Below are 23,102 nucleotides of genomic sequence, written 5' to 3'. Positions count from 1 at the left end.
TTTGTTTATTTCATTTTTCAGTAAAGTTTCTTCCCGATTGCCTCAATAACATTAACCGTTACGCTATTTCCTGCTTGCTTGTACAACTGACTATCCGAGTTAACAGCTATCGCTCTATCTATTGCCCAATCAGGATATCCTTGTATTCTAAATGCTTCTTTTGGAGTTATTCGTCGCCATCTTCCATTGTCTAATACTGCTTGTGAGCATTGAGTATCTAATGTTTGGAAGGATCCTCTTCCCACTCTACCTCTACGTGTATTAGATCCAGGAAAAGCAATATTAATAGCGTCTCCGTCAGCTGCATAATCAAATCCCTGCTTTGTATTGTTAATTATTCTGAATCCGTTGTTTCTTGGTAACGGAGTTGTTGTAATAGTTCTTCTGATAGGAAATACTTTTGGTCTACTTCTTCCTCTAAGATGTCCGACAATATAAACTCTTTCACGCTTTTGGGGAACTCCGAAGTCTCTAGAACTGATAAGCTCCCATTCACAGTCATACCCGATGGCGGCCGATTCAGCTTGGGCAAGCATGAAGTCCCATCCTCCATTAACTGATAAAAAATTTTTAACATTTTCAATGAATAAGTAGGTAGGCAGTCTTTCGGAATCCCACTCTTTGATTTGCCGTAATCTCTTAGTGACAGCAAAGAATAAAGAGGATCGTTTCCCTTTGAATCCATTTCGCTTTCCTCCAATAGAGATGTCTTGGCAAGGGAACCCGAATGTCCAACAGTCTGCTCTTGGTAATTCTCTATAGTCAATTGTTGATACGTCATATACTGTCCACTCCCCTTCAGTATCAAATATCGCTTCATAGCTGGCTCTAGCATGTTCGTCCCACTCTACATAGCCAACACACGTATGACCAGCTTGCTCCATGCCTAATCTAATTCCACCACTTCCAGCGAATAGGTCTAAAAATTTCATTTTCTCACCCACTTATTACTGAACTGCATCTACACGCTTTTTACTATCCTCAACATTGAAGCTTTCTGGATAACGCATTTTCAATTTATCAATGTTCATTTCGCAAATTTCTTCAAGTGATGAATCGTAAAACCCAGCCAATGCAACCAAATTTTTGATTAACATTTTTAATGCTATTTTGACTTTACTTGGATTTAATTCATGACGATGAAACACGAATTTTTTAACTTGTTCAGAAATTTCACCTGAAAGGATTATGATTTTATTGATTAATTTTTCCTTTGTGCCTTCCACAAAATAATTATCTAATGGCTCGTATTTCTCACCCAGGAAGGTTAATATCCCAAAAGCGTAATGTGATACATCTCCAATTTCTTTAAGAATCGCTTCACGATCATTAGCTGCACTCAATACTTCTGTACATTCACCAATCAAGCCCATAGCGTAATTTGTTAAGCCATTTTCATACTCAATATTGTTCTTAGGCTCACCTTTAAACGGCATTGTACGCTTTGATAACTCTTGAAATTTATTTAGATTCATTGTTCAACACTCTCCAATTGTTTTTTTCGGAAATTTACTAGAAAATCAATTTTGTTCGTCATTTCTAATACCTCGGATTTGAATAGCTGAACGATTAAATCAATTTCTTTGATACCTGATTCAATCAATTTTTTTATTATGCAATTGTAATAGACCATCTGGTCCATAGCTTCTTCGATAGCATGATCAATCCATTCAACTAATGAATAATCATCAATATTTACTGTTGTTCCGTACTTAGCAAAACCTTTTGCAGTTTGGTTTGCTAGTACTTCTTTCGCTCTTTCTGATTCTAATAATCCACTAATTTCACGTAATATTGGATTTGCTAAAATCTCATCTTCAATTGACATTTTTCTTATACCTCTTTCTTCTTGTAGGTTTGGTTTCAATGCCCTGTGCTTTCTTCCAATTTTGAATAGTACCTGGTGATACATTGCATATTGCAGCAATTTCTTTATCAGTTTTACTTTCGCGTTTTAGTTTTAAATATTGTTGCTTTGTTAATTCAACTTTTGAACTTTTAACTAGTACCAGATCATCTAAATCTATGATTTTATTAGATTGTCGTTTATTTACTAATTTGAGTAGTTTTTGACCATGAACTGCAATCTCTTTACAATTCGAACAGTTATTAAATTCACTAGCCGACATGCAATTGCATTTAGGTAAAAGTGCATCTATTTGTTTCAATATCTCAACACGCTTATCAAGCATATTTGCATTCATCTACATCCCACACTCCTCTCTCAATCCAGCCCTCATTTAAATACTGCTGAATCCATTCGAAATCGTAAGGCATGATAATACTTACTTCGCATCCATCTACTGTCATAAACAATTCGATATATCGAGTAAATGGATTAGGTATGGCCGTCCACAATCTACCCTGTGGTTTTTTAGCTTTAGTCACCGACTGAACAATAGGAATCCCATTGCGCATGTTCACGATGGTTAGAACGCTCCTCTCTTTAGGTAGTTTTTCATTTGATAGTAAAAGTGATAGTAAATAAAATTCCCACTAAACTTATTATCTAAGTAAACAATTTCAAAGCCGTAACGAGCCTTGAAAGTATTCAACGAGCCAAGTAATGCAAGTGGGTCGTATTTACTTCTATAGGTTCCGTTTAATATTTTCTTGTAGCCTTCTGGATCTTCTAATAACAATGTGAAAGGAATTTCTTGCGAACGAATTAATTCATTTTCAAAACGAGTACGTTCGTCTTTACCTAAGTTACCCACAATCTCATCTACACTGGCTTTGCGTTCAACTCGGCTGTTTAAATAAATGTCTCGTGCAATGCCCAACTCTTCATTTTTAGGAATCATCGCTCCATAATCACCAGTGTCTAGTTTTTTTAATTTGATTGGAACATCTTTGCTACGTAAATAGTCCATGATATGGCCATTTACTTGCTCACGCGTATCAACCACGATTGTCATGGTTTTCATGATTTTATTTAATTCCGTGTCGGTGTAATGATAGCTAATCATTGTGAATCACCTAGCAATTCAGGATTTTCGTAGATATTGCCGATGACAATACATTCTTTAAGTTTCAAGTCCTTTGCTTTAAATCCAACACCTTCAAACTCGTCATAACAACAACCACAACTTCCTATGTTTTCAGTGCAATACTCAACGACTGATACATAAGTTTCGTCGTAAATACTTTGCACAATATCTCCCTCATGAATCTCCTTGCCGTTTTCGTCCTTTAAGCCTGTACTTTCAATAAAATCAACTTCATCGAATGTATAAATAAATTCTTCTAAATAGCCATCAAGTTGTTTAAGTGCAAAAACTTCTTTTGAAATAAAATCAATTCTAGCGATATTTGATAATTCATTTGTCGATTTAACTCTTATTCGAAAATTAATCTCTCTCATTCTATTAACCTCCCGTTTAACCGTTAAATTCAAGCAGTACAGACGTTCTATTTACGAGTTCGATATATTTATCATCCGTCTTCTAAAACGCCTTAAAACGGCTGTAAATCACTTATTTTGATTAGCGTATAAAACAGCACTGTCGTACAATTTTTTCTTCATGATATTTGAAGCTTCATTTTCAAATTGTCGATAATCTTCGTAGATGTCTTTCCATCCGTTTTTAGCTAACGTTTCTTGCCACTCCATGAACAACATCAATGCATCAACGTCCGCGCATATCCATTCATTCAATTTTGGATTGTGTTGCCATCCACAGGATTGATGCACCATCTTTTGCATTGTTTGATCAATTCCGCTGGCACCTTCCCATGATTTAAACCATTTTTCTATTTCACCGAAAATAGGTTCAGCAGCCTTTAATACTTCCTCTGGAACCAACTTCGCATTTTTTAATGACAATCTACCATCCGATTCATCACGATATATTTCAGCGCCACTTTTCCAAATTTGTGATAAAACATAAAGTACCATTATTTCAATCTCACACCCTGACGACCGTATAACTGGATGTAATTCTCCATCTTGGTGTGTTTTACACCAACATTAAATTCATCTAATTTTTTACTAAAACGAATTTTGGTTAACGGAACAATCGAATTATCAGCGCAAAAACTTTTGTAAAAATTATATAAACGTTCACTGGTCTCGAAAGATTTGATGTCTTTTTCAATTTTTTCACTGATAAATTTTCCAATCATACATTTCACCTCGTTTACTACCTTTTTGTATTTTCAAAATTTGAAAAGTAACTAAATAACTCTAAATTAACCCTAAAAGTTATTTAAAATAACACCTCTCAAACCGTTGATACATAAGGGTTTCTATTGATTTTTAGAACGAAAAGTTATGAAAGTTATTAGTTACAGAGTTCGAGGCTCTATATATATATTTATTTTTTATTTTGTTTTTTAAATGAACCCCAAAACAAATAACTATAGTAACTAATTAATTAAAAAATCATTCTCAAACCCTTGATACCACTGACTTTTAAAGAGTGTTCAAAAAAGTTATTAAAACTAACTTTTGGTTACTAAGACAGCTTAAAACCACCCTTTTTGTCATTTTCAATAACTGGTTCAATAACTGGTTTCCGTTCCAATATGGTAATACCTGTAAGGAACGTTTTATTACCTGCACCCTTTGTTTTTCCAAATCCTTTCGTTTCGAGCATTCGATAAAATGCACGATTGGAAATTGAACGTTCTCCAGCTGCATAACACCAATTAGAATAGATGTTGAACAACTCTTTTGCCTCTATTTTTGTTGCAGTGTCCTTCGGATCCATATAACAACGTTCATCTAAAAATGGCCCTAAAATATCCATCTCCTCTTTGTAATTGCCTGTTGCATCTACAACAACCTTTGGTTCTTTCAATCCTGATTGCTGCCACTTCATACAGCCTTCCAGCGCCCAATTTAAAATTCCTGACATCTCGAGCGATAATTTTTCTTCGAGTTTTTTATCTCTCTCATGTGGTTTTAGATTTAAAGTGAATGGAATGATTTTCACTCTTCGCCAAATACCTTCATCCACACCGCCAATAATCGGTTTGTGGTTCGTGGTAAAGAAAACTTTAAATTCGGGAAGGAACTCGAAAAACTCTTGTCGTAGGAATCGGGCCAATATTGGTTCGCCACCTGTAATTGTTTTAACAAGTGATTCCTGCAACTTTTCCCCTTCCTCACTCTCTACCGCTGAAACAAATCGACTTCCGACTAAACGTGCAATATCATTATTTGCTCCGTCGTTTTTCTTTTTGATAAATGTGTCCGATTTTGTTTGCAAACCATAATCACCCATCATTGCTTTGATGATATTAATAAATGTTGATTTACCATTGGACCCACCGCCTACAAGGAAATACATACCTTGCTCGCTAATATCCCCAGTCATGCTATATCCGATTAAACGTTGCATATAATCGATGAGATCGTTGTCGCCTTTGAAAATTTGCTGTAAAAAACTTAACCATGTCGGGCATTGTGCCTTTTCTTCAAATTCGACATTCGCTAATTTTGATAAACGAAGCTCACGATCATGTTGCTGCAGTTTGCCAGTTCGTAAGTTTAAAATTCCATTCGAACAATTAAATAAAAATTTATGTCGGTCAAATTCTTCACGTTCAGCTGGCACTAAAGGCATTAAGTCCTTAATACTGTTCATTCGAATATTTCGTTTACCACATTTGCGCGCCCACGATTTCTCCATATCGTCCTCCGATTTTTCTAATTCACGTAAAACCTTATTCGCGATACGTTCGATTTGTAATTTGTTATCATATTTCCATCGCTTGCCGTCCCACAACATCCAACCGATTTCGCTAACAAAACGAATGGCATGGCCATACTCATATGCGATTCGTTCGGCATTTCCAAGTTCATTTAATCGGAATTTTTTCTTTGGCTTTTCTTCTACATCATCAGCCACTGCATCAACATTGAAAGAAACATCGAATTCTGCATACTCTTCTTCATGTTTGTAATCCAATACAGTTGTAGTAGTAGAAGTAATAGCTTCCGCAATTGTGCGTTCACCGTATGTTTCACCTGTATCTGAAAAGTGAATTCTATCCCATTTATCACGCATCAGAGATGTTTCTCTAAACATTGAATCCATTCTTGATGAGCTTTTACCTGTCCAGAAAGCCAGATGATTACATAAAGCTAAATCACTAGAAGAATGGTCATCATTTATCAATTTACCGTCATGCAATGCTCGTATTTCATCACCCGACTTACTGCGGAACATTCGCTCCCATAATGCGTCATTTGAAAGTTTTATTTCGTCCTTTTCAAACTCGGCTAAGTTAACACGTCCCTGTACATCACTGTCGTCAAAATACTTTTCGAATACCTCTGCCAGCTCGTCAGTGCGATCATAAATTTCATTGGAATTTTCTCGATTGCCTGTCATTGTGAAATAGCGTCCATATTGATAGATTTCTAGCCCATGCTTTGCACTTTTACGTCCAGTACCAACAATAGACTGTGGAAGGCTACCTTTGATGATGATATGAATGCCAGTTCCACTCACACTAAACTCTGTATAACTGTCCAGCGTATCTATAATTTCTTGAGCAAAAGTGTTAATTATAGGATTAGACTTTTCAGTATCATCAGCGCTGTACGTAATACATTTATCAATATCAATCCCGATATACTTGTCTTGCCTACTGAATACAAAGCCAATACCATTAGCATTTGATTCTGTATAAAACTTTGCTGCTGTCGCAAATGTGGACCATGTACGGCGATCATTTGAGCGTGCTTCGTTCCCATCTACTTGATATGGTATTTTTGTATAACGCCCACCTTTTTCTTCTGCCCTCCACAGTATCCATTGCGGTAAGGCTTTGAGTTCGGAGGGTATTTCGTTAAAGTTGTATGAATTCCCCTTCATAATTTCCTCCTATTTACAATACTGAATGCAAATGTTATATTTTAATTACTCACTCTTCGGACGGTGGTTTCCACTATCTGAAGGAGGTGATCGCCATGAAAGCAAAGCTTACCCTAGAGGTCGAGTTAACTTCAATGGCGGTGCGAATTCTTTGGATTTGCATCAAACTAGCGCTCGGTCTCTGACCTAGTGCTTTTTTTATTTCTTACTTATTCACCATTTTGTTTTTGTTTAGCAGCAGTGATACGACCATGATTATTTTGATGTGCTAATGAGTAATTCACACCATTAACTTCAATCGATGTAGGAATACCACTTTTGACATTCAATACTTTTATAGGCGCATGAAATGTACTACCTTTTTTCATAAAATCACTCCTAAACTATCAAATTTTGGTATAAAAAAGAGAAGTCCGCAATAACAGACCTCTCTATTAAGTTTTATTTAATCGTAAATAATGGATCAGAAGGGCAATTCATCTTCACCCACTGTAATTGGCTTATTCGGTGAAACTGGTGGATTTACATCTGATACATCGTAATACTTTGCCTTAGCGGCAGTACGTTTCTGTTTAACGCCATCAACCACTTTGTCATATTCTTCATGCTTCACAGTGATTTTTAAATTTTTATTGATTAATTGTTTGGCCATATCTTCTGGCGACTGGAATGGATGTCCATTTGAGAATCCACATGCTTTGATTAAACTATTTACAATTTTGACTGATACCTCATGTTCGAATGTGAATGTGTTGTATAAAATTTTTGCTCCTTGATGATTCTGTGGAATATCACTGCGAATCTCAAAGTCTACTGAAAGTTTTGGTTTACCGGCCTGAGTAGTACCTGATTCAGCATTTACAATAACAGCTTCGTATTTCCCTTCTGCTACTAATTCAAATGCTACGCTTGCATTAGATTCATCAAATTTAAAGAATGACATTATTTATTTCCTCCTGTTGTTTCATTATTTGTGGAAGGCACATCAAAAATTTCATTTTGTTTGCAGCCTTTTCTATTATCAAGTTGATTTTTTGCATAAATACTGTTCGTGCCTTCTAAAACAAACCCTCGTTCACCTTCTGCGTTAATCATTAAACGACCAACTACATCACATAACCCTAATACGTTATTGATGATTTTCTGGTTGATTTGTGGATACGAACGGTTGTAATGTGTGCCATCTGAAGCTGTGTACATATCTGTTGTTTCCCAAGCTGTAAAGACGATACGATCCGCTAGGTTTTTCATCCATCTGAATGAATTAACAACCCGGAATTGCATTTTTTGATAATCACCTTGAGCTGGCACACCTTGGTTTTTTCCGATGTACCCAAGATTTGATAACAAGCAACGTTCTAATTCAGATACATTATCAATGGCGATGTTGTCGTACTGACCTTTAATAGTTTCTAAATGAAGCAATAACGCTTGCCAAAAATCCCAAGTGTTTTGATTATCAACATAAATAATGTCGATATTTGGATTACCTTTTAGTACATGACTTGTACGGTCTACATCAAGCACCAATGTTTTCCCAGGTAGGAAGTTTAGCGTGTGCGATTTTCCTAATCCTGGTGGGCAATATGTTAAATACGTCTTACCAGGCTTGTCTGAAATTTCGCTCGCATTGTGAGTACTAAAGTCGAATTGTTGTGTCATGCCCTCCACACTCCTGTTCTATTAAAATGGTAATTCCCCATCAGAAACATCTTTTTTCTCTTCATCCTCGTTCTTCTCTACGAATGGATCTTCGAATTCTGGTAGTTCTTCATCTTCAGCTTGTACTTCTTCAATGCTCATTTGACCATCAGGAACGTTCTCATCCTCCGGTTTCTTCCCTTCCATGACCTCTTTAGGTGTGCCATATTGATAAGTTAGGTCAACCAAGAAGTATTGACCATATTTGTTGTACTTTTCGCTGATTTTGTTCATGATAAGTGCTTCGTTTTCTTTAGCAGCTAATACAATTTCCTCTGCTTCTTCGCGTGTATCTGCGTAGTGCTGTTCTTTTTGATTGAGTAATTTTTTCAAGTGGGTTTCCTCCTTATTCGTAAATGAATCTTTCAACTTTTTTCTTTTCTACAATATCAATGCTAGGTGGCTCAAAATCTCCGCCGTCTTGTGATTCTGTTGCAGGCACTTCACGTGTTATGCGTACATATATCGTTTTCGAATCATGATAAAAGCGATAAACTTCAGTTTTATAATTTGACCATCTGCCACCTTCTTCGAACTCTTCGTGTTCCTTTTTCCCTTCTGATTTAATAAGTTCGACTCTATCACCGATTGATAAATTTTCAGCATCAATCTTATGTTCTTCCTTAGTTTTAACGAATAAGTTTTCGTGGTCGTATTCTGCTAAAAACATAAGATGTAATTTGAATAATAAAGAATCTAAAATTTCCATATTAATTTCCTCCTATCGAATAATTTTCTTCCGTTTGAAATCCACGAATATAACATTGTGGAAGGCCTGTGCATATGCATGTTGAAGTTGTTCTAACACGTTTGCCCTCCTATCGAATGCTAAGTGATTGATTTTCAACAAACGAAATGCCTTCAACTTTGTTGTTTTCGAGATATTCCTTTAAGGCTTTGTTATCTACTTTTTCAACTACTTCACGACTGATGAATTGTGTTGGAATAATTGCCTTGCCATCCACAATCATCTTCTTGCGCTTGCTAATTGAAATTGTGAACTTATCACCTTTGATTGAATCTTTACCAGCTAATATCATGGCTTTTTGAATCTCGCCACGCATACGTTCCGAACCGCCTTCGAACATTTTTTTACGTGCTTGTAGTCGTTTAATTTCCGCATCAACTGCTTCAGCACTAGCAGCCATATTTTTCGAAATGACTGCATAGCCTTCAACTTTATCTTCAAGCTCTAAATCAAGCGTTTCTAGAATGCCTTCTAAGCCTTCTGAACCGTCTTCAATTAGACGTTGGATTTCTAGTAAACTACCTGTTAATTCATAGATGTTTGCCAACTAAATCACCTCGTAAATAGCGTTAGTGTCGTTGATGATTGTCGCTTTCCAATAACCATCACCTTGCTCTAAATCAGTGTTTGCTGTTTGTACTTCTCTTTCTTTTTCTATTGTTGCAATGAATTGCCCACAATTTTCATTTTTGTAGTAAACAGTCATACCTTTTACTGCTTTTGTAGGTTGCACAGCCTGTTCAAACTCACTAACATCTAGACCTAGCGCTCGTCCTAGTGCGATTGCTTTTCCAATGTGTTCGTTGAATACGTCAGTTGGGTTGCATTTTGCGATTCCTTTAGCTTCGATTTTTTGATTAAACTTCCAACGTAACAGTGCTACTACAGTTCGTTTCTTCTCGTTCACTACGAATTCGACTTCACAAATTGACATGTTTACTACATGACCATAACCTTCGTGCGGATGGCTTAGTTTTACTTTTGATTTTTCAAAGAACTTCTTCGCCTTCTCAATAATTTCAGCACGTTGTTGATTTGGTGTTAGTGGTTTGGATTCGATTAGTTCGTATACGTCTACTGTTTCAGGCGTTCGACCGAATACTTTTTCGTAAATTCGATATCTACAACCATTATTTGTTAAAAATCTAGGTTCACCATATGCTTCAATAACTTCATACGGCTTTCCAGCTGTAATTGTGTTTTTATGCGTTTCTTCAGCATGTTTTTGTGTAAATACAACCGTATCTCCAACTTGTGCTTCACGATCAACCTTACGATATTGGTTACCTTCAAATTCGATGATGTCCTCCACAGTATTAGTTGTAGAAGGCTCGATTGATTTCTTACCACGTAATTCATGGACTATTAGTTTTAATTCAGCTACTTCATTTTCTAAAACTTCTACACGTTGCTCGATAAACTTTGTCATTTCGCATCCTCCTGTGGTACAATACCAGTGTCATTTATAAAATTTTCACGCTCGCCATTGGTTGCACCCTTTGACGAGTTTTTTTGTTCCTCAACTTGTGCATTCTGCGCGTCTTCGATGTCTCTCCAGTAATCTGATTCACGGTCGTATACATCAGCATGTATGTGGCCTATACGCATGGAATCACCTACTTTAAATCAATTTCAGTGACAAGCTTTTTAGCTTCGTTTAGACTTAGAATCAATTTGCCACCTAGTAGAACAAGATTATCGTCCGATACTTCACCAGTAACAGCGCATGCCATATTAGGCTTGTACTTCTTTAAAATAACCTTGTCGCCATCTGTAAAGATTTCTACCGCTTCTCCTTCATTTATCCCTAAAGTTCTACGAATTTCCTTTGGAACTACCACACGACCTAAATCATCTACTTTGCGAACAATACCTATCGACTTCATTTAATTTCTCCTCCTTCTAATGCTTTACGTGCTACTATACCTTCATCAAACTCAATCGCTGATGGTTCCCAAGTAGGTGCTTCATATCCACCGTCTAACGAATATGGCTCCGATGTATTGTGACGTTTCCAATTTTCTTGATTAGCATAAAAATTAAGTGCCTCACGTAGACGTTTGTTTTCATTAACTATTTCAAGAATGTCAGTTTCATCTAAAACACCAGCTGCTCTATATAGATGAAGTTTTGAAACTTCTAAAACTGAAGCTAATTTTGATAACATTTCTAGAGAAACGTTTCTATCTCCCAATTCAATTTGCGATAAATATGTGTGTGACAAATCTATATTGTTAGCTAGTTGTTTAAGTGTCATTCCCTTTTCTTTCCTCAATCTCCGAATTTCTTCACCAACCACCTATTTCACTTCCTCTCAATCTTGTGCTGCGCGTTTAAGCGCCAATGTTTTAAGTAAAGTTGTATACATTGCATCTTCTAATGGTTGTCCTTTAATACTGTGGACGCCTAATTTATTCAATTGCTGGATTACTGCTTTGCGTTTCAGTTGCTCCATCATCGACATGTGCGTAATAACCCTCCGTGTATGCTTTGACCTCTTCTACAGTGTCAATGATGCCAAATACTCGCTGTTGTAGAAGCTTGTATTCACGTTGTTTACTTGATAGATGGCTATCAAATGGTAAGTTTGGTTCACTTTCCATCGCATCTATTGCAATGTCTAATAGTTTGTTATTTTCCTCCTTTTGCATATCCTCCAAATGCTTAATCAGCTTGTTATTGCCTTCCACAATTCTTGCTTCAAGCTCTGGATATTCCAGTGCTCCATCTAAGTCTTCTATTGCAATATGTGGTGATGTATCGTATTGACTTTGTGACTTATCAACAAAGCGAGTTTCACGATCATTTTCGTCCTTTGCATAAACTGATAGAGCTTTACCTGTGTCACGATAATGAATTGATAGAACTGATAACTTTGTACCTTTAACGTTAATTACTGGTTGCATACTACTAACCTCCAAATAGTTTGATAGATTTATTTTAGTGCGTTTAAAGAAGTGACTTGAATGGTTTTGAATTCATTGATTTCAAAGGTTCATTCAATGTAAATACCTCCGACAAATTATATTGAATAGCCATAGCTCCAAGCTCTTTTAAATAACGAATCAACGTTGTTTTACCAGTTGGACCTTGTAACCCTTCTACAATGATTGGTCTACCAACTGCAACTGCATGTTTTAATCTACCGATGTCGTAATTAGATAAAATACTTTGTAGGTATTGGTAATCATGCTCAATTTCATTGCTAATTATCGGTTCTTGATACTTCCTACGACCAGTAACAACATCCGCAATACCATCTTGGTATGGTACATTTCTTTCTTTTAACCTTAGAGATGCTTCGTTCACAACTGCCTGTAACAGTTCTGAGCGTCGTATCTCTCTTACTTCGCATTCACACATACCATTTGCAACTGTATATTCAACAGCTTCTTCAAACGCTTGTTTTAAGTTGGCAAATATATCTCTGTCCTCCACACTCTTCACTCTCCTTTTACAGATTGATAGATTTACTTCTGACGTACTATTGCACCTTGTTTAATTGCATTGCTGATTAACGCTAAACGTTTCTCAACCGGTAATGCTAACCACTCTGCTACTTTGATTTTCATTTAGTTCACCCCTTTCTTTTTGTTTCGCTTGTTCCGCTAATATTCGAGGTATCGATGTTCGCATAAAAAATTCTTTCATACGTTTGTATGTGTCTGGCGGTATCTCTGGTGGTTTTACTGGTTGTATTTTTAAACATCTCCTTCTTTCGATTTTTAACGTTGCTACCGTTACATTAGCTATAAGTCCGAATACTATACCGTCATCGGCTCGGTATCACAGCGCACTTTACTTTTAATCTATTTCAGTTACATGCTTTGACATTTTGGCACCAAACCTATACATAAACTTCTTCATTTGTTGCCATTTCGGAAACATTAATGGTAAAAAAAATCACAATGTCCTCTCGCTTAATCCCAAGCTTATTTGTAATCAAGGAAAATTCATCAACATCAATTGGTAATTTTCCATTTTCTTTCTTTGAATACGTTCCTTTTGCAACACCTATAACTTCACCCATTTCTTGAACAGTCAAACCTCTTGCAATTCTTTCCGCCTTTAGACGATTATGGTTGAATTTCATATTTTCACCTCCAACATTTGTTAACCAAATAATAGCACCGATGTTTCCATTCAGTCAACAAAAATATATTAATAGATTAAAAATAATACTTAATTCCTCCTATTGTTTCCTATCAGGAAACATGTTAGTATATTTATCAAGGAGGTGCTATTAATTGAAATCCATAGAAGTAGCTAAGAGAATAGAGAGAATAGCAGAAGAAAAAGGAATCAGTGGTGCTGAACTTGCACGAAGGATGGGAACTGATAGAAGTACCATTACAAGATATTACAAAGGCATCCGAAAAATATCTATGGAAGAGATACCGAAGTTTGCTGAAGTATTAGAAGTAGATGTAATAGAGTTACTTTTTGGTTCTGATATTAAAAACATTAATATTGTAAGCGAAGAAAAAGTTGCTGTTCCTATCCTAGGGAAAATAGCTTGTGGAGAACCTATTTTGGCTAAAGAAAATATAGAAAACTATATTTATAAACCAGCAGATACTTTACCAAGTGGAGATGTCTTTGCATTACAAGCTAAGGGTGACAGCATGGAACCAACAATACCGGATGGTGCAATTGTTCTTCTTCGTGCCCAACCAGATGTTGAGAATGGTGAAATTGCAGCTGTATTAGTAAATGGTGACGAAGAAGCAACACTTAAACGAGTAAAAAAACAGGGTGATACAATTTTTTTAATGCCAGAGAATCCCAAATACGCTCCTTATATCGTTGACGAAAATAACCCAGCAAGAATTATCGGAAAAGCAATAAGTTATGAAATGATACTTTAATTACAAAACGTTTTGAAATTAAAAAATTAAGAGCAGACTCATCCGTCTCGCTCTTTTCTTATATACAAAGAGGTGAGAAAAATGGTAGTAGGTTTATATGTACGAGTGAGTACACTTGAACAAGCTAATGAGGGTTATTCTATTGCAGCACAAAAAGAAAGCTTAGTGGCATATTGTAAAGCACAAGGTTGGTCAGATTATAAAATTTATGTAGATGAGGGTGTATCAGCAAAAGATACTAAAAGACCAAAATTACAACTGCTATTAGAAGATATTAAACAACAAAAAATCGATATTATTTTAGTGTATCGACTTGATCGCTTCACCCGTTCTGTACGTGATTTACATCAGATGCTCGACTTACTTGAAGAGTACAATTGTAAATTCCGTTCCGCCACTGAAGTCTACGATACAACCACAGCGATGGGCAGGATGTTCATTGGACTTGTTGCCTTATTAGCCCAATGGGAAACGGAGAATTTATCAGAAAGGATTATCATGGCATTAGATGAAAAGGCTGCAGATGGTGAATGGTCAGGTCAACCGCCATATGGCTATGATGTAGATAAAAATGATAAATTAGTGAAGAATGACAAAGGTAAGTACGTGCTTGATATTATTAATAAATTAGAAACTGGATGGTCTTACAATAGCATAAGTGACCAATACAGAGTCACAGATCAGAGTAGAGGTTGGAGTGCTAATGCGGTATTACGCATAGCAAGAAATCCTGCATTATATGGAGCATCAAGGCGTAAAGGAGAGATACGAGAAGGCACACATGAAGGTTATATTACTAAAGAGCGTTTCTTAAAATTACAAAAGATGCTTGATGATAGAGGTAAGCAATTTAGAAAAGACATTGAAAGCACTGGTATCTTCGGTGGCGTTTTAGTTTGTCCTAATGAGGGTTGTGGACATAGATTAATTGCTACAAGATTTATATATAAACGTGCTAATGATTCAGAAAGAGTTGGTTACACTTATAGATGTTCTTACTGTTTAAAGTATAAACGGACTCAAAAAAATTCTGGTGAAAGATATTTTATTGAAGGGCTGACAGAATACATGCGAAATATTAATTTCACTGATTTTGAAGCACCTGAACCAGCACTCCATATTGAAACAGAAGAAATTATACAGCAAATCAAACAAGTAGAGCAACAAAGATTAAAGTATCAACGTGGATGGGCTGCTGACCATATCGATGACGCTGAATTTGAAGAACTTATGCATGATACTAAAATTGTCCTCAACAACCTACAGAAACAATTAGATGAGTATGAAGAACCTGAGAAAATTAATTTAGATGCTATAAAGAATGTTGTAGTCACATTCAATAATTGTTTCACACAATTAAATCAAGAAGAGAAAAGTGAATTCGTACAACGCTTTATACGAAAAATTGAGTATCGATATGAAGATCGCCCTCCAACAAGCAAAAAACATAAAAAAGGACGCCCTCGAATCATTATCACAAATATAGAATTTTATTGACTTATTTACTTGTACTCTTGTGACATAATCAGTCGCACCTGTGAAACATAAAAGTCCTTGTTGATGTTTCACTAGTTCCATTAACAAGTCTGCTACATATTTGGAATAGGATAAGGAAGTAAGTGGGAAAGCATGATTTTGTAGAAGCAGTCGGATAATTAGGCTTTCTTTTAAAAATACTGAGGGAAGTGTAGAAACACGAAAGGCATATTGATCTTGTTCCATAGCTTTTTGGAAGGAGCCGCTTTGGGGTTTGCGTCGCTCGCTAATATCTAATGCCGCTAAAAATTTATAATAGGAAATCATTCGCTCCGCCAGCCCGTTTGGTAATTCACCTGCTTGGAGCAGCTTATCATATTTTCGAAAATAAATACGATATCGTTCACGTTCTGGAACTAATAATAAATCTGATGCACCGAAATGGTAGGCTTTTAGTAAAAGTTGCTCACATTTTTGCTCAACAACCGTTTCAAAATTTTGCATATTCGCACCCCTCTTCTGGTTCATTCGAATATGACCGCTCTATTCGTTATTTCCTAGTATAGATAGGAAGTCGTTACGTGAAAAGCCCTTTTCTTAAAATAAAAATTTGCTATAAAATTTCCTGTCAAACATGTTTTTTGCTATAAAAATGTGGATAACATGCAAATTTCCACTAAATATAAACATAATCTTATGAAAAAGTTAATATTTATGCCTAAATGAACTGTATCTTTTTCAATAATGCAATATAATAGAATTAACATGATTTTTTTCCTACACTTGGTAGAACAGCTAAAAATTCAAAAAATACATAGAGGTGAAGCAAATGATCAATCCATTAAAAATTACTAGTACATTGGCCGATGAAACTAGATACTCTATTTATGAGTACATCCTGCAAGAGAAGAAAACTGTAACGGTCCAAAATATTGCTGATAGATTCGGCATCCATCCAAATGTTGCACGTCTACATTTAACAAAACTTTCAGAAATTAATATAATTACTGCTGATTTTGCCAAAACTGGGAAAGGCGGTAGACCCGGGCGTATTTATAAGGCCTCAGATAAAGGTGTCTCACTAACGTTCCCGAGACGTGATGAAGATCGACTATTAAAATGGACAATCCAATTAATTCAAGAGTTCGGACCATCTGCATTAGAAAAATGCAAGGACATAAGCTACCAAGACGGCTACCAACAAATGAAGAATTATGTAAATGCTGAATTACAATTAAATAATACCCTTTCCTTCGAACAAAAGCTTCAACTATTAACTGACAATGCAGCATTAGTTGGCTATATTCCGCATGTTCAACAAACAGACCATGGTAAAAGTGTGACTTTCTCCATTTATAATTGTCCATTCCAAGAGCAGCTTTCTAGTCATTCAGAAATTGTATGTTCTTTACATGAATCCTATTTAAAGGGACAGGTTGATGCGTTATATGCAAGCAATGAATTTGTACAAATTGATAGCATGATACATAATTGCGATTTATGTAAGTATGAAATAAACGTGACAGAAATTGATAGTTAATTTTTAAATATCCAATTGTTTGTCACAAAGAAGAAGAAGTTCCAGTTTACAGATACCTTTCATATCATTTATAATGAGTAAGAGATTATTGTGTCGTGGGCAAAAGGAGGGGAAATCTTCATGGATAATATGTATAAAGTTATGGCATTCTGGACAGGTATTTTTGCAGTCATGTTCTACCTTGGTGGTATGAACGAAGTATCGCTATTATTCGTAGGTAATACAGGTTTATTCTTATTATTAGGCTTCTTAAACCTTTCAGAACGTATGTACATGTACATTTTCGGAGCATATTTAACTGTGTTCTTTGCTGGCTTCACGTACTATACAACATTTATTCACGTACCTGGTGGCGGTCATTAATACAAAGAAAAACGCGTGTCTCACCAAAAGTGAGACATGCTTTTTTTATGTAAATTTATTCACCAGATGCACGATCATATATCAGGACATAGTAAAATCCCCCTTTGCAATTACATGGTTAGATTTTGGTTATTTTATCTATCCAACAAATCGCAAGGGGGATTTTTGTATTTTATGAAGTTAATTTAGGCTTTAATTTATTAAACACGAAACTCTGTAATATTACCCACAAGGATGAAATTGTCCAATAAAATGCGATGGCTGATGGCATGAAAAGTGAAGAAATAACAATCATCACAGGCATCATAAATATCATTATTTTCATTTGTGGATTGCTATTATCAGATAGCTTAACTGACATATAAATTTGAATCATCATCGTTAAACCTGCGATAATTGTCATAAAAATATCTGCAGATCCTAGATTAAACCAGAAGAAATTCTCATGCTTGATGGCATTACTTTTTGTAATGGTATAATACAGTCCGCTTAAAATTGGAAATTGAATCAACGCTGTTAAACAACCTGTTTTCATACCTGAAAAGTTTTCCATCATTAGTTTTGAGATTTGCAACTGATATTCTTTACGTTCTTCTTCTGTTTTAGCCTTGCTTAAGTTTGATTGTAGCTCTATTAATTTTTCCTTATTACCTAGCGACGTTTGTGTAACTGCTAGTTGTGATTTAAAGGATTTATAATTTGGATACATTAAAATTAAGCGTATTAGCACTGTTAAAATCACTAAGGCAACTACATAGCTCCCCGTAAAATTAAAGAAAGTATCTAGTAAATTTGTCAGTGGTTGTGTTATAAATTCAAACATTAATTAATTTCTCCCCTTTTATAATAATTTTTCTTATAAAAGGGACACTAATTCTTCGTCATTATCTGATTTACTGTAAATTACTTTTCTCAACCATTTATTAAGAAACATATGAGAAGGATAAATTTTACTTTCGAAATTGACATTGACAGTTAAATCAATTGATACGTCAAGATTCGCGTCAATGACAGTAATTTTATCAAAAATAGTATAAATGTATACTTTAATAAATGGACTATGATGTACTAAATAACTAAAATCAGTAATAAGCGATAATAGCAATAATAATTCCATTTACATCACACCTATTATTATTTGGTTTATCACCATAACGTGAGGTTGATTTCCGTTCCGACCGGGCGACTCCAATCAACTTATATAAATGATATACGTTTTAACAAATATCATCCTACACCTTCCATGATTATCCTATTTTATCATAAAAGAATGTGTCATTTCCAATAAATGATATCCAACTATTACCCTTATCAGCAATTTTAAAAACCATTCAAGAAAGGATTTGTCTCCATTTCTGCACCGACCGTTGTATAATTGCCATGCCCAGGGTAGATAATAGTATCCTCAGGTAGTGTCAATAGCTTATCATGAATGGATGTAAGTAATGTTTTTGTCGAGCCTCCAAGTAAATCTGTACGACCTACACCTTGTTCAAAGAGTGTATCTCCAACAATAGCGAAGCCATCATTTTCAAATATATATGAAATACTACCTGGTGAATGTCCTGGCGTAAAAGTAGCTTTAAAATAAAAATCACTTATTTCAAATAGCTGCTCTTTTTTAATAATATTTTCTTCAGCTGGGGCACCGACAATATAATCTGGTAATGCTGCGTATTTACTAGAGCCATTTTTTGTTGGATCTCCTAACCAGCTTACTTCTTTTTCATGAATCCATACCGGAACATTAAAAGCCTCGCGGACAGCATCCACGGCACCGATATGGTCGAAATGTGCATGTGTTAAAAAAATGGCTAGTGGTTTTAGATTGTTACTGCGGATAGCCTTGATGATTCGATCTGCTTCTTCTCCTGGATCAAATATTAAGCATTCCTTATTTTTATTAGATACGATATAACAATTCGTTTGGACAGGTCCAAGTGAATAATTTCGTACGTTCATCATTGTTATCACCTCTATTTCAATTATACAGCCTTTGCCACAATTTGACGATAAATGTTCATAGTTTAGTCTATATTAGTTCTCGACAAAAACAGGTAGAACGTTTACAATTAAGGAGGAATATTGTTTACGACATTCATTTTCTGATGTCGAAAGGAGTGTCAATTTCTAATGAACTTATTAATGGTTATTTTTGGTCTAGTTGCTATTTTAGCTGTAGTTGGTACATTCCAAGCACTTAAAGAAAAGAATCTTTTAAGCGTTGTTTTCAACTTATTAAGTGCTGCAGTATTCGGTTGGTTCGTAATTATGACTGTTATTAATAGCGGATACCCACCAAAATTACACTAAAATTTAGACAGAAAAAAGAGCAGCCTCCATTTGAGGCTGCTCTTTTTCTATCGTTTTTACTTCAGCCTAACTTAAACGATAATAACCACTTTCCTCCAAGTTGTTTATTCGGCTGCATGAACGTTACATTTCAATTTGATAGTATACATAAAAATCCTTACATCCCCCTATTTATGCACAAAAAGGACTTTACCATTTGGGTGCATCACGTACTGTAATAACGTTCGTAACCAACATCGTGTCGCTGCCGCTACGTTAGCACAGCGTTTTCGCACAAAAAACCTCTGTTTGTCTGAGACTCTAAAGGGCAGCGGCTCAACGGATGCCCCCAGGAAGCTTTGCTCTGTGCGAAAGCGAAGCGTCAGCAACAATGTTTTAACTGTGCGAAAGCGAAGTGTCAGCAACAACAAAACACTAGGTCGGAACGGAAATCAACCTCACGTTATGGTAATGGGTTACCACTTGTTGCAACACCTATAATTATGCCTCACCCCAGCATTTGATATAAAGCAAAAAGAGAGATCTCATTACATGTATACTAGATCGACGTCTGATACATCATAAATCGCTTTTAATATTAAGTACTTAAACATACGAATTGGAGGAATGGCATTACGTCCATTGTCTACACAATATTTTGTTTTTAACTCTTCTAAAATGAATGAAAAATCAACAAGTTCATTGATTCGGCGAAGTATATTATCTTTTGGCACAACAATATCGTAGATCGACATGTATGTACTTAAATGAAGGGTTTCTTGATTTGAAATCATCGGGGGGCACCACCTGCACATTAATTCTTTAAAGGAAAGCGTGACTAAAATAATAGTGTGATACATTGCGTTGTTTGGAGAAGCATCGCTCGACTCCTGCGGGAAAGCGAGACAGACGAGACCCCGCACGAAGCGAAGCGTAGGAGGAGGCTCGGCGCTCGCCCGCGGAAAGCGAGCGGAATGCTTCGGAAAACAACAGTAGAGTCACAATGCCAAATGAAAAAAGCGAGGTATTCAACGATTTAATCATTGAATACCTCGCAATGTGAGATGATATAGACTTTTTCAGTGCCCACTTACATGAGATCTCTCTTTTTGTTACTTGGTTGCCCCTTGCTTCAAGTTACCTGTCTTTTGGTCATAGAAGCGGAGTAAATCACCGTTAATGATGGCATCCGAACTTTCAAGTTCTTTCGTAGCTCGATCAGCGTATGGCTGACATGGCTCACCATCAATTTCTTCGCCAGTTGCTTTGTCATAACAAGCTTCACCAGCATATAAATATTTATCTGTTACAAAACGACCATCGCGGAATACAACGAAGTCTTCATGCTCTGGTGAGAATAGGTCTGCACCAAGTTGCATATCTTTTGAAGTTTCAACGCCAAGAAGGTGTAAAATTGTTGGACGTAAATCCATTTGTCCAGCAATCTCTGTCATTTCTTTACCATCACCTGATCCAGGAATATGGATGAATAAAGGTACTTCTTGTAGCATTGCATTATCAAATGGTGTAATGCTATCTTTTCCTAAATATTGAGCCATCGCTTTGTTATGGTTTTCTGAAATACCGTAATGGTCACCATACATGACAATAATAGAGTTATCATATACACCTTGATCTTTTAAGCTTTGGTAGAAGTCTTTAAGTGCTTCATCCATATAACGTACTGTTTGGAAATAACGATTCAATGTACCTGAGTTTGAAGTATATTCAGGAATCATTACATCTTCTGGATCCAATGTGAATGGATAGTGGTTCGTTAAAGTAATTAGTCGAGAATAGAACGGCTGTGGCATATCTTTCATTAATGCTGCAGATTGCTCTAGGAATGGGACATCTTTCATACCCCAGTTAACAGCTTGCCCTTCGCCAATCTTATATGAATCTATGTCATAAAATTTATTAATGTGTAATGATTGATACATCATGTCACGATTCCAGAATGATTTATTATTTGGGTGCATGACATTCGTAAAGTAGCCATTATCTCCAAGGCGCTCAGCCATTGAGTTATACGTATTTCCACCGTGCGTGAAAAATACCGCACCACGACCTAAACCGAACAATGAGTTCTCAGTAATAAACTCTGAGTCAGAAGTTTTTCCTAATCCAGTTTGGTGATAGAAGTTACTGAAATAATACGTATCTTTATCTTTTGTTAAAGAGTTTAAGAATGGTGTAATTTCATGACCATCCATTTGATTATTAATCACAAAGTTTTGTAAAGATTCCATTGACACAACAATCAAATTACGACCCTTGTATTTACCAAACATTTGAGGGTTGATCGCTGCTTGATTAGAACGAATATAGTTGTTCACTTCTACTAATTCACTGCCATCCGCTAATGCACGTTGAGCAGAAGATTTTGATTGAATATAAATGTCATATAAATGGTAGTTATAAGTACCGATGTTTTTTACAAGTAATTCACGATCAAAGCTACGTGTTAACAATTGTGGACGCTCTGTTTCAGCTAATCCTAAGTTTAAGAACGACACAGCAATCGCTAATACGAAGTACGCGCGACGGAATTCCACGTTTACTTTAACTGCATCTTTCATCATAGGCAAATATTTATTCGCTAAAATTAGAATAAGTACGTCAACGAAATATAATAAATCCCAAGGGCTAACAATCGCTGCTACTGAAGTTCCTAAATCACCAAAGTTACTTGTTTGGAATAACACCGGTAACGTAATAAAGTCGTTGTAGAAGCGATAGAACGCGACATTCCCATATAAGACGATCGATAAAATAACACTGATCGTAATTATATAACGACTTTTAACTTTGGGCGATTTAAAGAATAACGATATACCATAAGCAAATAGCACGAAGCTTAATGGATTAATAAACAAAATAAATTGTTGCATCGCATTTTCGATTTTCATCTCAAAGCTTGTGTGATAAACAATGACCGTTTTTATCCAAGTTGCTACAATTGCTAGTATCATAAATGAATGTTTAGGCCACTTTATTGATTTCATCCCTAACATCCTCCCTACTTTCTTACAAAAAAATAATATTTTTAACAATTTGTTACTGAAACAAAATATATCTTAATCCATTTTTTACAGATAATCAATAGATATATTTTGGGAAAAACTGAGCTCCTTGTTCGTAAATGGGCCGGATAGTAATATATACGTTTTCTTTTGTAAAAAGTTTCGTAAATCATAAAAACAGTGGAAAACCACTGTTTTTTTAAGAATATTACATACATGTTACATTACCTTTACAATACCACAAATGAATTATATTTAAAA

At 35.7% G+C, this 23,102-nt stretch carries 31 protein-coding genes and 2 pseudogenes; 5 read left to right on the top strand and 28 right to left on the bottom strand.

Annotated elements, in window-relative coordinates; all coding sequences use genetic code 11:
• Window positions 1-17: 17 nt before the first annotated feature.
• From ACYQ73_RS20555 to ACYQ73_RS20445, 23 genes are all read right to left on the bottom strand, one after another.
• Window positions 18-932, bottom strand: coding sequence for a DNA cytosine methyltransferase (locus ACYQ73_RS20555; RefSeq protein ID WP_460014171.1), 915 nt, complete (start codon window positions 930-932; stop codon window positions 18-20).
• A gap of 15 nt (window positions 933-947) precedes the next feature.
• A complete protein-coding gene (locus ACYQ73_RS20550; protein ID WP_460014170.1) occupies window positions 948-1,475 on the bottom strand; it encodes a nucleoside triphosphate pyrophosphohydrolase family protein in 528 nt (175 codons plus the stop codon).
• Window positions 1,472-1,828: a hypothetical protein gene (locus tag ACYQ73_RS20545; RefSeq protein ID WP_460014169.1), complete on the bottom strand. Its 357-nt coding sequence runs from the start codon at window positions 1,826-1,828 to the stop codon at window positions 1,472-1,474. The genes ACYQ73_RS20550 and ACYQ73_RS20545 overlap by 4 nt, the downstream gene beginning before the upstream one ends.
• Window positions 1,818-2,204: a helix-turn-helix domain-containing protein gene (locus tag ACYQ73_RS20540; protein ID WP_460014168.1), complete on the bottom strand. Its 387-nt coding sequence runs from the start codon at window positions 2,202-2,204 to the stop codon at window positions 1,818-1,820. Before ACYQ73_RS20540 ends, ACYQ73_RS20545 begins: the two co-directional genes overlap by 11 nt.
• The gene (locus ACYQ73_RS20535; RefSeq protein WP_460014167.1) at window positions 2,185-2,388 is read right to left on the bottom strand and encodes a hypothetical protein; all 204 of its coding nucleotides are present in this window, start codon (window positions 2,386-2,388) and stop codon (window positions 2,185-2,187) included. The genes ACYQ73_RS20540 and ACYQ73_RS20535 overlap by 20 nt, the downstream gene beginning before the upstream one ends.
• Before the next feature lie 41 nt (window positions 2,389-2,429).
• A complete protein-coding gene (locus ACYQ73_RS20530) occupies window positions 2,430-2,969 on the bottom strand; it encodes an ERCC4 domain-containing protein (RefSeq protein WP_460014166.1) in 540 nt (179 codons plus the stop codon).
• Window positions 2,966-3,364: a YopX family protein gene (locus ACYQ73_RS20525; RefSeq protein ID WP_460014165.1), complete on the bottom strand. Its 399-nt coding sequence runs from the start codon at window positions 3,362-3,364 to the stop codon at window positions 2,966-2,968. Before ACYQ73_RS20525 ends, ACYQ73_RS20530 begins: the two co-directional genes overlap by 4 nt.
• A 108-nt stretch (window positions 3,365-3,472) precedes the next feature.
• The gene (locus ACYQ73_RS20520; RefSeq protein ID WP_460014164.1) at window positions 3,473-3,898 is read right to left on the bottom strand and encodes a hypothetical protein; all 426 of its coding nucleotides are present in this window, start codon (window positions 3,896-3,898) and stop codon (window positions 3,473-3,475) included.
• The gene (locus ACYQ73_RS20515) at window positions 3,898-4,125 is read right to left on the bottom strand and encodes a primase-like DNA-binding domain-containing protein (protein ID WP_460014163.1); all 228 of its coding nucleotides are present in this window, start codon (window positions 4,123-4,125) and stop codon (window positions 3,898-3,900) included. The genes ACYQ73_RS20520 and ACYQ73_RS20515 overlap by 1 nt, the downstream gene beginning before the upstream one ends.
• A 332-nt stretch (window positions 4,126-4,457) precedes the next feature.
• Window positions 4,458-6,827, bottom strand: a complete 2,370-nt coding sequence (locus ACYQ73_RS20510; RefSeq protein WP_460014162.1) for a phage/plasmid primase, P4 family — start codon at window positions 6,825-6,827, stop codon at window positions 4,458-4,460.
• 209 nt (window positions 6,828-7,036) lie between these two features.
• Window positions 7,037-7,195, bottom strand: a complete 159-nt coding sequence (locus tag ACYQ73_RS20505; protein ID WP_460014161.1) for a hypothetical protein — start codon at window positions 7,193-7,195, stop codon at window positions 7,037-7,039.
• A 95-nt stretch (window positions 7,196-7,290) separates the two neighbouring features.
• Window positions 7,291-7,770 carry a DUF669 domain-containing protein gene (locus ACYQ73_RS20500; RefSeq protein ID WP_460014160.1) on the bottom strand — a complete coding sequence of 160 codons (480 nt, stop codon included), beginning with the start codon at window positions 7,768-7,770 and terminating at the stop codon, window positions 7,291-7,293.
• Window positions 7,770-8,489: an AAA family ATPase gene (locus tag ACYQ73_RS20495; protein ID WP_460014159.1), complete on the bottom strand. Its 720-nt coding sequence runs from the start codon at window positions 8,487-8,489 to the stop codon at window positions 7,770-7,772. The genes ACYQ73_RS20500 and ACYQ73_RS20495 overlap by 1 nt, the downstream gene beginning before the upstream one ends.
• 21 nt (window positions 8,490-8,510) lie before the next feature.
• Window positions 8,511-8,861, bottom strand: coding sequence for an organic solvent tolerance protein OstA (locus ACYQ73_RS20490; RefSeq protein ID WP_460014158.1), 351 nt, complete (start codon window positions 8,859-8,861; stop codon window positions 8,511-8,513).
• Between the two features lie 13 nt (window positions 8,862-8,874).
• Window positions 8,875-9,237: a hypothetical protein gene (locus ACYQ73_RS20485; RefSeq protein ID WP_460014157.1), complete on the bottom strand. Its 363-nt coding sequence runs from the start codon at window positions 9,235-9,237 to the stop codon at window positions 8,875-8,877.
• 109 nt (window positions 9,238-9,346) lie between these two features.
• Complete coding sequence (locus ACYQ73_RS20480; protein ID WP_460014156.1) at window positions 9,347-9,823, bottom strand: siphovirus Gp157 family protein; 477 nt, start codon at window positions 9,821-9,823, stop codon at window positions 9,347-9,349.
• Entirely contained in the window at window positions 9,824-10,705 is an 882-nt protein-coding gene (locus ACYQ73_RS20475; RefSeq protein WP_460014155.1) for a hypothetical protein, read from the bottom strand.
• The gene (locus ACYQ73_RS20470) at window positions 10,702-10,884 is read right to left on the bottom strand and encodes a hypothetical protein (protein WP_460014154.1); all 183 of its coding nucleotides are present in this window, start codon (window positions 10,882-10,884) and stop codon (window positions 10,702-10,704) included. The genes ACYQ73_RS20475 and ACYQ73_RS20470 overlap by 4 nt, the downstream gene beginning before the upstream one ends.
• An 8-nt stretch (window positions 10,885-10,892) precedes the next feature.
• Complete coding sequence (locus tag ACYQ73_RS20465) at window positions 10,893-11,162, bottom strand: AbrB/MazE/SpoVT family DNA-binding domain-containing protein (RefSeq protein WP_460014153.1); 270 nt, start codon at window positions 11,160-11,162, stop codon at window positions 10,893-10,895.
• Window positions 11,159-11,575: a helix-turn-helix domain-containing protein gene (locus ACYQ73_RS20460; protein ID WP_460014152.1), complete on the bottom strand. Its 417-nt coding sequence runs from the start codon at window positions 11,573-11,575 to the stop codon at window positions 11,159-11,161. Before ACYQ73_RS20460 ends, ACYQ73_RS20465 begins: the two co-directional genes overlap by 4 nt.
• Window positions 11,576-11,687: 112 nt before the next feature.
• Window positions 11,688-12,182: a hypothetical protein gene (locus tag ACYQ73_RS20455; RefSeq protein WP_460014151.1), complete on the bottom strand. Its 495-nt coding sequence runs from the start codon at window positions 12,180-12,182 to the stop codon at window positions 11,688-11,690.
• Between the two features lie 43 nt (window positions 12,183-12,225).
• Window positions 12,226-12,714 (bottom strand): hypothetical protein, encoded by a 489-nt coding sequence (locus tag ACYQ73_RS20450; protein WP_460014150.1) that lies wholly within the window; start codon window positions 12,712-12,714, stop codon window positions 12,226-12,228.
• Window positions 12,715-13,123: 409 nt separating this feature from the next.
• Window positions 13,124-13,369, bottom strand: a complete 246-nt coding sequence (locus ACYQ73_RS20445) for a helix-turn-helix domain-containing protein (RefSeq protein ID WP_460014149.1) — start codon at window positions 13,367-13,369, stop codon at window positions 13,124-13,126.
• 154 nt (window positions 13,370-13,523) lie between these two features.
• Between ACYQ73_RS20445 and ACYQ73_RS20440 the strand changes: the two genes are divergently transcribed.
• Both ACYQ73_RS20440 and ACYQ73_RS20435 read left to right on the top strand, forming a co-directional pair.
• Window positions 13,524-14,144 carry a LexA family protein gene (locus ACYQ73_RS20440; RefSeq protein ID WP_460014148.1) on the top strand — a complete coding sequence of 207 codons (621 nt, stop codon included), beginning with the start codon at window positions 13,524-13,526 and terminating at the stop codon, window positions 14,142-14,144.
• Between the two features lie 81 nt (window positions 14,145-14,225).
• On the top strand, window positions 14,226-15,641 hold the full coding sequence (locus tag ACYQ73_RS20435) for a recombinase family protein (protein WP_460014147.1): 1,416 nt from the start codon (window positions 14,226-14,228) through the stop codon (window positions 15,639-15,641).
• A 42-nt stretch (window positions 15,642-15,683) separates the two neighbouring features.
• On the opposite strand, the pseudogene ACYQ73_RS20430 reads toward ACYQ73_RS20435, so the two are convergent.
• A pseudogene (locus ACYQ73_RS20430) lies at window positions 15,684-16,124 on the bottom strand (ATPase, T2SS/T4P/T4SS family); the annotation flags it as partial.
• 325 nt (window positions 16,125-16,449) lie between these two features.
• Here ACYQ73_RS20430 and ACYQ73_RS20425 point away from each other — a divergent pair.
• Together ACYQ73_RS20425 and ACYQ73_RS20420 are read left to right on the top strand one after the other, a co-directional pair.
• The gene (locus tag ACYQ73_RS20425) at window positions 16,450-17,160 is read left to right on the top strand and encodes a helix-turn-helix transcriptional regulator (RefSeq protein WP_460014146.1); all 711 of its coding nucleotides are present in this window, start codon (window positions 16,450-16,452) and stop codon (window positions 17,158-17,160) included.
• Between the two features lie 120 nt (window positions 17,161-17,280).
• Window positions 17,281-17,523: a DUF2626 family protein gene (locus ACYQ73_RS20420; RefSeq protein ID WP_024361272.1), complete on the top strand. Its 243-nt coding sequence runs from the start codon at window positions 17,281-17,283 to the stop codon at window positions 17,521-17,523.
• 172 nt (window positions 17,524-17,695) lie between these two features.
• On the opposite strand, the gene ACYQ73_RS20415 is transcribed toward ACYQ73_RS20420, so the two are convergent.
• Window positions 17,696-18,346 carry a YidC/Oxa1 family membrane protein insertase gene (locus tag ACYQ73_RS20415; protein ID WP_460014145.1) on the bottom strand — a complete coding sequence of 217 codons (651 nt, stop codon included), beginning with the start codon at window positions 18,344-18,346 and terminating at the stop codon, window positions 17,696-17,698.
• Between the two features lie 497 nt (window positions 18,347-18,843).
• Window positions 18,844-19,488, bottom strand: a complete 645-nt coding sequence (locus ACYQ73_RS20410) for an MBL fold metallo-hydrolase (RefSeq protein ID WP_460014144.1) — start codon at window positions 19,486-19,488, stop codon at window positions 18,844-18,846.
• Window positions 19,489-19,656: 168 nt separating this feature from the next.
• Between ACYQ73_RS20410 and ACYQ73_RS20405 the strand changes: the two genes are divergently transcribed.
• The gene (locus ACYQ73_RS20405; protein WP_132356740.1) at window positions 19,657-19,836 is read left to right on the top strand and encodes a DUF2759 domain-containing protein; all 180 of its coding nucleotides are present in this window, start codon (window positions 19,657-19,659) and stop codon (window positions 19,834-19,836) included.
• Window positions 19,837-20,372: 536 nt separating this feature from the next.
• On the opposite strand, the pseudogene ACYQ73_RS20400 reads toward ACYQ73_RS20405, so the two are convergent.
• Window positions 20,373-20,609 (bottom strand): annotated as a pseudogene (locus ACYQ73_RS20400) (transposase); the annotation flags it as partial.
• A gap of 318 nt (window positions 20,610-20,927) precedes the next feature.
• The gene (locus tag ACYQ73_RS20395; protein WP_460014143.1) at window positions 20,928-22,823 is read right to left on the bottom strand and encodes an LTA synthase family protein; all 1,896 of its coding nucleotides are present in this window, start codon (window positions 22,821-22,823) and stop codon (window positions 20,928-20,930) included.
• Window positions 22,824-23,102 lie beyond the last annotated feature (279 nt).

The organism is Lysinibacillus sp. CTST325 (genome assembly GCF_054665055.1).
The sequence above is the reverse complement of the archived record's forward strand: the minus strand, read 5'-3'. Positions and strand labels throughout refer to the sequence as shown.